General features: G+C 62.5%; 8 protein-coding genes. 5 read left to right on the top strand and 3 right to left on the bottom strand.

Translation table 11 applies throughout. The features are described from left to right. From WP12_RS04335 to WP12_RS04315, 5 genes are all read left to right on the top strand, one after another. A partial coding sequence (locus WP12_RS04335; protein ID WP_046192536.1) for a cbb3-type cytochrome c oxidase subunit I occupies positions 1-2,342 on the top strand: 2,342 nt, incomplete at its 5' end. Between the two features lie 3 nt (positions 2,343-2,345). Continuing rightward, a complete protein-coding gene (locus WP12_RS04330) occupies positions 2,346-2,630 on the top strand; it encodes a hypothetical protein (protein WP_046192535.1) in 285 nt (94 codons plus the stop codon). Between the two features lie 42 nt (positions 2,631-2,672). After that, on the top strand, positions 2,673-3,755 hold the full coding sequence (locus tag WP12_RS04325; RefSeq protein WP_046192534.1) for a sodium:calcium antiporter: 1,083 nt from the start codon (positions 2,673-2,675) through the stop codon (positions 3,753-3,755). Next, positions 3,752-4,348: a DedA family protein gene (locus WP12_RS04320; protein WP_046192533.1), complete on the top strand. Its 597-nt coding sequence runs from the start codon at positions 3,752-3,754 to the stop codon at positions 4,346-4,348. The genes WP12_RS04325 and WP12_RS04320 overlap by 4 nt, the downstream gene beginning before the upstream one ends. A gap of 212 nt (positions 4,349-4,560) precedes the next feature. After that, positions 4,561-5,199 carry a retropepsin-like aspartic protease family protein gene (locus WP12_RS04315; protein ID WP_046192532.1) on the top strand — a complete coding sequence of 213 codons (639 nt, stop codon included), beginning with the start codon at positions 4,561-4,563 and terminating at the stop codon, positions 5,197-5,199. 145 nt (positions 5,200-5,344) lie between these two features. On the opposite strand, the gene nhaA is transcribed toward WP12_RS04315, so the two are convergent. The 3 genes from nhaA to WP12_RS04300 form a co-directional block, all read right to left on the bottom strand. Further along, complete coding sequence (gene nhaA, locus WP12_RS04310) at positions 5,345-6,538, bottom strand: Na+/H+ antiporter NhaA (protein WP_046192531.1); 1,194 nt, start codon at positions 6,536-6,538, stop codon at positions 5,345-5,347. A gap of 164 nt (positions 6,539-6,702) precedes the next feature. Beyond that, positions 6,703-7,983, bottom strand: a complete 1,281-nt coding sequence (locus WP12_RS04305) for a mechanosensitive ion channel family protein (RefSeq protein ID WP_046192530.1) — start codon at positions 7,981-7,983, stop codon at positions 6,703-6,705. Positions 7,984-8,177: 194 nt separating this feature from the next. Beyond that, positions 8,178-8,588 carry a response regulator gene (locus WP12_RS04300; RefSeq protein WP_084690954.1) on the bottom strand — a complete coding sequence of 137 codons (411 nt, stop codon included), beginning with the start codon at positions 8,586-8,588 and terminating at the stop codon, positions 8,178-8,180. Positions 8,589-8,675: the final 87 nt, after the last annotated feature.

Below are 8,675 nucleotides of genomic sequence, written 5' to 3'. Positions count from 1 at the left end.
TTGCGGGCATCCTCGCGCTGGTGATGCGCGTGCAGCTCGCGCTGCCGCTTCAAGGCATCTTGCCGCAAGACACCTACAACCAGTTCTTCACCATGCACGGCACGGTGATGATGTTCCTGTTCGCCGTACCGATGGTCGAAGCGATCGGGGTGTTGCTGCTGCCGCAGATGCTGGCGGCGCGCGATCTGCCATTCCCCCGTCTGTCGGCTTATGCCTTCTGGGCCTATTTCGTCGGTGGGCTGTGCTTCTTCGCTTCGCTGTTCTTCGGCCTCGCGCCCGATGGCGGCTGGTTCATGTATCCGCCTTACACCAGCATCACCTATTCGCCGGGGATCAATGCCGATTTCTGGCTGCTCGGGATCGGTTTCATCGAGATCAGCGCGATCGCCGGCGCCATCGAAATCGTGGTTGGCGTGCTGCGCACGCGCGCGCCGGGTATGACGCTCGACAAGATGCCGATCTATGCCTGGGCCATGCTGGTGTTCGGGGTGATGATCATCATCGCCTTCCCCTCGGTGATCCTCGGCACATTACTGCTCGAGCTGGAACGCGCGTTCAACTGGCCGTTCTTCGATCCCACGCGAGGCGGCGATGCGGTGCTGTGGCAGCACCTGTTCTGGTTCTTCGGCCACCCGGAAGTCTATATCATTTTCCTGCCTGCATCGGGCCTTGTCTCGATGATGGTGGCGACGATGACGCGAACGCAACTCGTCGGCCACTATCTCATCGTTCTCGCCTTCCTTGCGACCGGGTTCATCAGCTTCGGGGTGTGGGCGCACCACATGTTCACGACCGGCATGCCGAACCTGTCGATCGGCTTCTTCTCGGCCGCGAGCATGGCGGTGAGTGTGCCCGCCGGCATCCAGGTCTTCTCGTGGATCGCGACCTTCGCGGTGGGCAAGCCGCGCTTCAATGCGCCTACGCTGTTCCTGCTTGGTGGCATCGTCACCTTCGTCATCGGCGGCCTGACCGGCGTGATGGTGGCGATGGTGCCGTTCGACTGGCAGGCGCACGACAGCTATTTCATCGTCGCGCACCTCCACTATGTGCTGATTGGCGGCATGGTCTTCCCTATGTTCGCCGCCTTTTATTACTGGGCGCCGATGACGAGCAGCCGCGCGCTGTCGGAGCGGCTCGGCAAATGGGCCTTCTGGCTGATGTTCGTCGGCATGCAGGTGACCTTCTGGCCGATGCATCTGACGGGCCTGATGGGCATGCCGCGCCGCGTCTATACCTATCTGCCGGGCCGCGACTGGGAGGTCACCAACATGATCTCGACCATAGGTGCGTTCATGCTGGCGGCGGGCGTGATTATGTTCCTGCTCGATGTGGCGCGCAATTTTCGGTTCACGACAAATGATGACGCGGGCAACGTCTATGGCGGCGGCACGCTCGAATGGCTGCCGACCGGGCTCTATTCGACGCGCAGCATTCCGGTGGTGAAAAGCCGCGAGCCGCTATGGGACGATCCGAAGCTGGCGGAGGATGTCGAGGCTGGGCGATATTTCCTGCCGGGCTCGGCCACCGGCCTGCGTGAGACGATCATCACCAGCCCGCTTCGCGCGGAGCCGCAATATCTTCAGATCATGCCCGGGCCGTCAGTGTGGCCGTTCCTGGCTGCCCTCTTCACCGCCGGCTTCTTCATCCTGCTGACCATCCAGGCTTACAAGCCTTCTTTCGCCTGCGGCGTGTTCGCGGTGATCTGCGTGTTGCGCTGGCTGTGGGATACGGACCGGCTGGTGAAGGAGCCCGACGTCGACGTCGGCGCGGGTATTCGCCTGCCGACCTATATCACCGGCTCGAGCAGCCATGGGTGGTGGGCGATGGTGATCCTGCTGATCGTGGTGGGCATGATCTTCGTGATGGGGTTGTTCAGCTTCTTCTATCTCTACGGCGTCCAGCCGCAATTCTGGATCGCGCCCGCCGATCCTACCGCGCTCTGGCTTATCTTGCCCGCTTATGCCGCGGCCGCAGGTCTGGCCGGGCTGTCCCGGCACATGCTGGCGCGTGAGGCGACGGAGCTGTGGACGCCGGGCGTCTTGTTCCTATGCGCCACACTGGCACTGGCGGCGGGCATCGGCGCGGACCTGTGGAGTTGGACCGCGTCGGGATTGCGTCCGGAGGCAAGCGGACAGGGGGCGACAATCTATGCCCTGCTCAGCCTGGAAGCCATGCTCGCGGCCATCGGCCTGCTGATGGCTGGCTATCTCTCGGCGCGCAACAGCCGCGGCATGATCGTACGGCCGCGCAACAACAGCCTCGACCTCTGCGTGTTGTGGGTTGTTTATGCCGCAGGCCAAGGCGCATTGACGGCGGTGTTGACGCGTGCGGTAGGCGGCTGAACCATGCGGACCTGGGCCTTCCTGCTTGGTGGCCTCGTCATCTGGGCGGTCCACTTTTTCTCACTCTACATCGTTGCAAGTATCTGGCTCTCCTCGCCGCTAGCGCGAGGACTGACGCTGCTGGTCACGCTCGCTTGTCTCGGCGGCGTTGGAGTCCTCATGCTTCGGGGATACCGCCATGATGCGGGAACGGCGATGGACCGATGGGTTCGCTCGGTCGCGATCGTGGGGCTTGGTCTCGCCGGGATCGCGATCCTCTGGCAGGGGCTGCCGGCGCTGCTGATCTGAGCGACACCGGGAACGCGTTCGCTGCCATCCCGTTGTGGTTCCATGCCGCTATCCAACGCCGCCACCTATCCGATCGGGCTCAATCTCGCGCTGTTCCTTGTCGCCGCGGCTGTGATCTGGGGCGCCGGTGCGCGCCTGACCCGCGCGCTTGATGTGATCGCCGCGAAGACAGGGCTCGGTCATGTCTTCGTCGGCATGCTGCTGCTTGGCGGCATCACGTCGCTGCCGGAGCTCGCCAACGTCACCACGGCGTCAGCCATCGGCAACCCTTCGCTCGCGATCAATAACCTGCTCGGCTCGGCGGCCATCAATATCGTGTTGCTCGCGGTTGCCGACGCGCTCGTCGGGCGGAAGGCCGTGACCTCGATCGTGGCTCAGCCTTCGACCATGATGATGGCCGCTCTCGGCATGATCATTCTGATCGCAATCGCCGCCGCGATCACGATTGGTGACGCGGCCGTTGGCCCGCTTGGAATCGGCAGTCTGGCGATAGGTCTCGCGAGTCTGGGGTTCTTATGGATTTCCACGGGGCATGACGAGCGGTCGCCATGGTCAGTCGAGGAGGAGAAGCGTGGTGGCGAGCCACAGCCGGCCGGCATGGACAGACCGATGTCGCAGTTGTGGATGCACGTCGTCTTCAATGGCGCGCTGTTGTTTGCCGCCGGCTATACGCTTTCGCAGGTAGGCGACGCGCTGGCCGCGCAACTTGGGCTGACGAGCGCGATCGTCGGTTTTGCATTGATCGGAACGGCGACTTCGCTGCCCGAATTGGTCACTGTGCTGGTGGCGCTCAAGCTCAATCGGCCGGAGATGGCATTCGGCCAGGTGCTGGGTACCAACTTCATCAACCTCGCGCTGCTGCCCGTCGGCGACCTCATCTATGAAGGCCAGCCGATCCTGAACACGCTGGGCGCGTTCGAGGTCGCGTCGGCGCTGCTCGGTGCGATGCTGATCGGCATCTTCATGGTCGGGCTGCTCGAGCATCGCAATCGCACCATCTTCAAGATGGGGATCGATTCCGCTGCGGTGCTTGGCCTATTCGCGCTCGGTGTGGCGGCGCTCGCACAGGTCCCAGCCCAGCCACAAGCTGAGCGCGATGCTCGACGTGAGGGGGCAGGCGGATGACCCAGTGGATCACCGATCTGGTCGAGAAGTTCGGCTATGCCGGCATCGCCTTGCTGATGTTCCTCGAGAATCTTTTTCCGCCGATTCCGTCCGAGCTCATCATGCCGCTCGCTGGCTTTTCGGCCAGCGAGGGCAAGCTGAGCCTTGTGGGCGTGCTGGTGGCCGGCACCCTCGGCACGCTTGCGGGGGCGATGTTCTGGTACGCGGTAGCACATCGTCTGGGCGAAGCGCGCTTACGACGATGGGCGGGCCGCCATGGCCGCTGGATAACATTGTCCGAAAACGATATCGCCTCGCTCGAACACTGGTTCTGCCGCCATCATAGCTGGGCTGTCCCCGTTGCGCATGTCGTGCCCGGCCTGCGTACGCTGATTTCGATCCCAGCTGGCATCTTCGCCATGCCAGGTATCCGCTTTCTTTTTCTAACGATGCTCGGGGCAGGATTCTGGAACAGTGCCCTGGGTGTTGCCGGCTACCTTCTCGGTAAGGAGTTTGATGCCGTTGAACGCTATCTTGGTCCCGCTAGTTCGGTCATCATGGCCGGGCTCGTCGCTTATTATATCTGGCGTGTGGTGCGCTTTCAGCCCAGCTAATCCACATGCTGGCAGCGCCGCCATGATCGTCTTCCCGAGAGCGGCGCGCTACCTTTTCCCGGCGGCGCGAATAAAATCGGATAGTTGCTGCCGATTGCCATAGCCCGGTCACACCGTGAGTCTGGCATAGTCAATGATCTCGGCCAAGCTTCCGATCGCGGTCACTTTCTGCCACAGCGGATCGTTAGGCGCGACGCCGAGTTAACCGACACATGAACCCCACCATCGATCCCGGATGGCCGATGCTGGCCGTCTATGCAGGCGCAGCGGCGCTTATGCTGATCCTGTTGTTCAAGCTGCCCTATATTGGTCGGCTGCTGCGGCTGGCGTTTTCGATCGCATTTCTCGGGTTCGGACTATTCCTTCTGGCGCGACAGGCACCGTTCGACCCTACGCTTGCGGCGCTCTGGGACCGGCTTGGTTTCGAGCAACAGACTATATCAGGTCGAGAGGTCCGCATCGCTATGGCCCCCGATGGTCATTTCTGGGCGCGAGTAGAGGTGAACGGCGTGAAGCGGCGCATGCTCGTCGACAGCGGTGCTACAGTCACAGCGCTATCACCGCAAACCGCGCAGGCGGCGGGGGTAGAGGCCTCCGCCGGTCCGCTGCCGGTCTTGCTTCGGACTGCCAATGGCACGGTTCAGGCACAAACAGGTGTCATCGATCACCTTCAGCTTGGCGAAATCGAGGCGCAGGCGCTGCCGGTCATCGTTGCACCGGCGCTGGGACCGGTCGACATATTGGGAATGAATTTCCTATCTCAGCTTGAGAGTTGGCGGGTGGAAGGTCGGACGCTGATCCTGGTGCCGCGCATGACCGGGCGCGACCGTTCTTTAGGGGAAGGGGTGTAGTTGCCCGAAACGAGCTTGGAGGAACTCCATCGTCAGAGAACACGTTGTCTGGCCTCGGTTTCAGGGCGTTGCGATACCGGCTGATCGCCGCTTGCTACCAATAATTCCTTTCGGGCCGCTGACGTGGCCAGCTTTTCTAGACCCCTCAGCGCTCGCTGCCGGGCGCTGCATGGTGCCCTCGAATGGCAATGGCGAGCACGGCATAGCCCAAAAGCCCTGCGACGAGGGAGCCGCCCAGAACGCCGAGCTTTGCCTCCGCCTGCAAAATGAGATGGCCCGGAAAGGCCAGCAAGGTGATGAAAATGCTCATCGTGAAGCCAATCCCGCATAGCAGCGCGACACCGAGCATGTGGAGCTTGCCAGCGTGCGCCGGCATGTGCGCGAAGCCGAGCCAAATTGCGAGCATCGCGAAGCCCAGGACACCCGTCACCTTTCCAACCAGTAATCCCAGTCCCACGCCAAGCGTGACGGGCGCAACCAGCGCCTCCACGGGAAGCGACAACACCGACACGCCGGCGTTTGCCAGACCAAAGACCGGAACGATCAAAAAGCCCACCGGTAGGTGCAGGGCATGTTCCAGCCTGTGAAGTGGGCTGTCCACGTCTGCATCTCGCCGGCCGGGCGTCCGTTCCATCGGAATCGTCAGCGCGAGCACGACGCCAGCGAGCGTCGCGTGGATGCCGGACCGGAATACCAGTATCCAAAGGAAAGGGGCGATAATCAGATAGGGCGATAGCCTGCGGACTCCGAACCGGTTGAGCCCGATCAGCAGGCCGATCACGGCCACCGCGCCAGCGGCATCGAGCAGCGAGATCTTGGCGGTGTAGAAGAGGGCGATGATCACCACCGCGCCCAGATCGTCGATGATCGCGAGCGCCGCCAGGAACACACGCAGCGAGGCCGGAACGCGGTTGCCGAGCAGCGCGATGACGCCGAGGGCAAAAGCGATATCGGTCGCAGCCGGGATAGCCCAGCCGGCTGCGGTCGGCCCCCGATTGAAAGCCAGGTACACGAGCGCTGGTACGGCCATCCCGCCCAGAGCGGCGACCCCAGGCAGGATCCGGCGGGGCCAGGTCGACAGCTGGCCATCCAGGACTTCACGCTTGATCTCCAGCCCGACCAGCAGGAAGAAGATCGCCATGAGCCCGTCGTTGATCCAGTGCTCCAATGAGAGCGGGCCGAGATTGGCATGTAGAACGGCTTCGTAGGCGATTTGCCAGGGTGAGTTGGCCAGGAACAGGGCCAAGGCGGCCGCCGCCATGAGCACGAGACCAGCGGATGACTGGCTGTCGAGAAAGCTACGGATGGCGCTGGGACGAAGAACGCGCAAGGGATTCATCGCGGGGGATTCCGGGTGTCGAGATTTCTTGCTGGCGGCCCGACCAGCACAGATACCTGTCCGCTGCAGCATGCAAGCGGACACCCATGATCTATATCGCAGCTGGTCTGCTTTCGCACAACCCAAGGGCGCTCGACAGCGGGAACGCAATGCTGCGGATTAGGTCAGGACGTTTTCTCGGCGAGGCCGCCGCCGTCTGGTTCCGGCCACGACTTGATATGGATTTCGCGCTGGGGAAGCGGAATCGCTATCCCATGCTCGCGAAACAATCGCCAGATCCGACGGAGGATATCCGATTGTACGTTGCCGACGCCCTGCTCGGGATCGCTGATCCAGACCAGAACGTCATACTCGACGCCACGTTCACCGAAGCTGCGCAGCCATACATTGGGCGATGGTGTCGAGAGAACCCGCGAACATTCGGTGGCGGCCTGGATCATCAACCGCTCGGCAAGATCCAGGTCGCTATCATAAGCCACGGCGAGCGGCATGCGAATGCGGACGTCACGGCTTGAATAGGACCAGTTTTCGACCCGCTCCGTCATCAGGAGCTCATTTGGGATCAGATGCTCCTTCCCGTCACGCGTGATCACAGACACGGCGCGCACGCCGATCTTGTTGACCCATCCAAATGTGTCGCCCACGACGATCACGTCGCCGGGCTTGACCGATCGGTCCATGAGCAGGATCAGGCCTGACAGCAGATTGCCGAACGTCTTCTGCAAGCCGAAGCCGACCGCCAGGCCGAAGGCGCCCGAGAAGACGGCAAGCGCGGTCAGATCGATCCCGAGCAGATCGATGCCCATCAGGATCGCCACGACGACGAATGAGACCGCCACCAGCTTCTGGATGAGGACCCGCTGATAGCGATCGAGCCCACCGGCCTGATCGATCGAGCGTCCGATCAGACGGATCGCGATGCGTGTTCCGATGAACAGCAGCGCAATGACGACCGCGCCGTTCAAGACACCGAGCAAGGTTATCTGACGAGAGCCGACGGTGAGACTCGCTGCGTTCAAACCTTCAAGCAGTGGCTCCAGACCTCGCAGCACGCCCGCCATCGCTCCGATGAAAGCAAGAATGCCGAGTGGTATGGCGACCGAGGGGCTCGTACCGGCGGTGCGGGCGAGGCGGTGGACGAGAAGTCCGGCGGCAAACCCCGTGGCCACCGCCAGGATAAGCTGTGCCGCGAGCTCCTCGAACTGGAAGGCACTCGCTCCAGCGAGGAGCAAGAGCGAGGTGGCCCAGCGGATCAGGGAGCAGACCGCCGGCGCTCCCTGCTCCGGATGTTCGGACTCCGAGGAAGGCCAGCGCGCGACGAGGGGCAGGGCAAGTCGTCTCGCGATCAGCTGGGCAAGCGCGAACGATGCTACGCTGATCAGCGCCGCAGCGACCGCCTGCTGGATGGCGTGATCGCCAAGGCTCGGTAGTACGAAAAACTCCATCTCACGTCCCAGCCCGAAGAACTCCCCATATCCAAGCTGATAGCGCGCAAGCGGTGATCAGGACAGTGCGTGCCAATCCAAGTCTATTGGCCGGCCAATCTTCCGTCGAGCTCGGCACAATGGCGCAGGTCTGCCAGGCACTTCTGCCGCGCAGGAGTTCAATGCAGGCAATGAAACGGCGTCAGGCAAGGCGATCACGCAGCGCTCTGCTCGGAATCATTCAGGAGGGCGGCGAGCGCGCTCAAGATTTCGCCGCTTTTGAAGGGCTTTCCGACAAATTGGCTCACCGGCACGCCCTGCGCCGACCAATCTGCGCCACAGGTGCCGCTGGTGTAGACAATCGGGATCTCCGGATTGCACTCGCGAGCATAGCGGGCAAGTTCCCAGCCCGATGTCCGGTCTCCGAGCTGAATGTCCGTAACCAATCCGGACAATTGCATGGCTCGCGCATCGATGATGGCAATCGCGGCTTCCGACGAAGCGGCGATAAGAACCGCGAATCCCGCACATGCCAGCACGTCTTCGAGCACAAGGCGGATGAGCGGCTCATCCTCAACGACCAGGATGGACCTCACCGTCCTGAACAACTCCTGTATTGCGGCCAAACCCGTGCCAAGCCTCGGCCCGGCACGGGCAGCCCCCTATGGAAGTGCCGACTGTTCGCCCCCCAGCGCCCGACGATCCTGAAGTAT

It is taken from the genome of Sphingomonas sp. SRS2, from assembly GCF_000971055.1.
Lineage (GTDB): Bacteria > Pseudomonadota > Alphaproteobacteria > Sphingomonadales > Sphingomonadaceae > Rhizorhabdus.
Note: the sequence above shows the minus strand (reverse complement) of the source record. Positions and strands in the feature narration are given on the sequence as shown.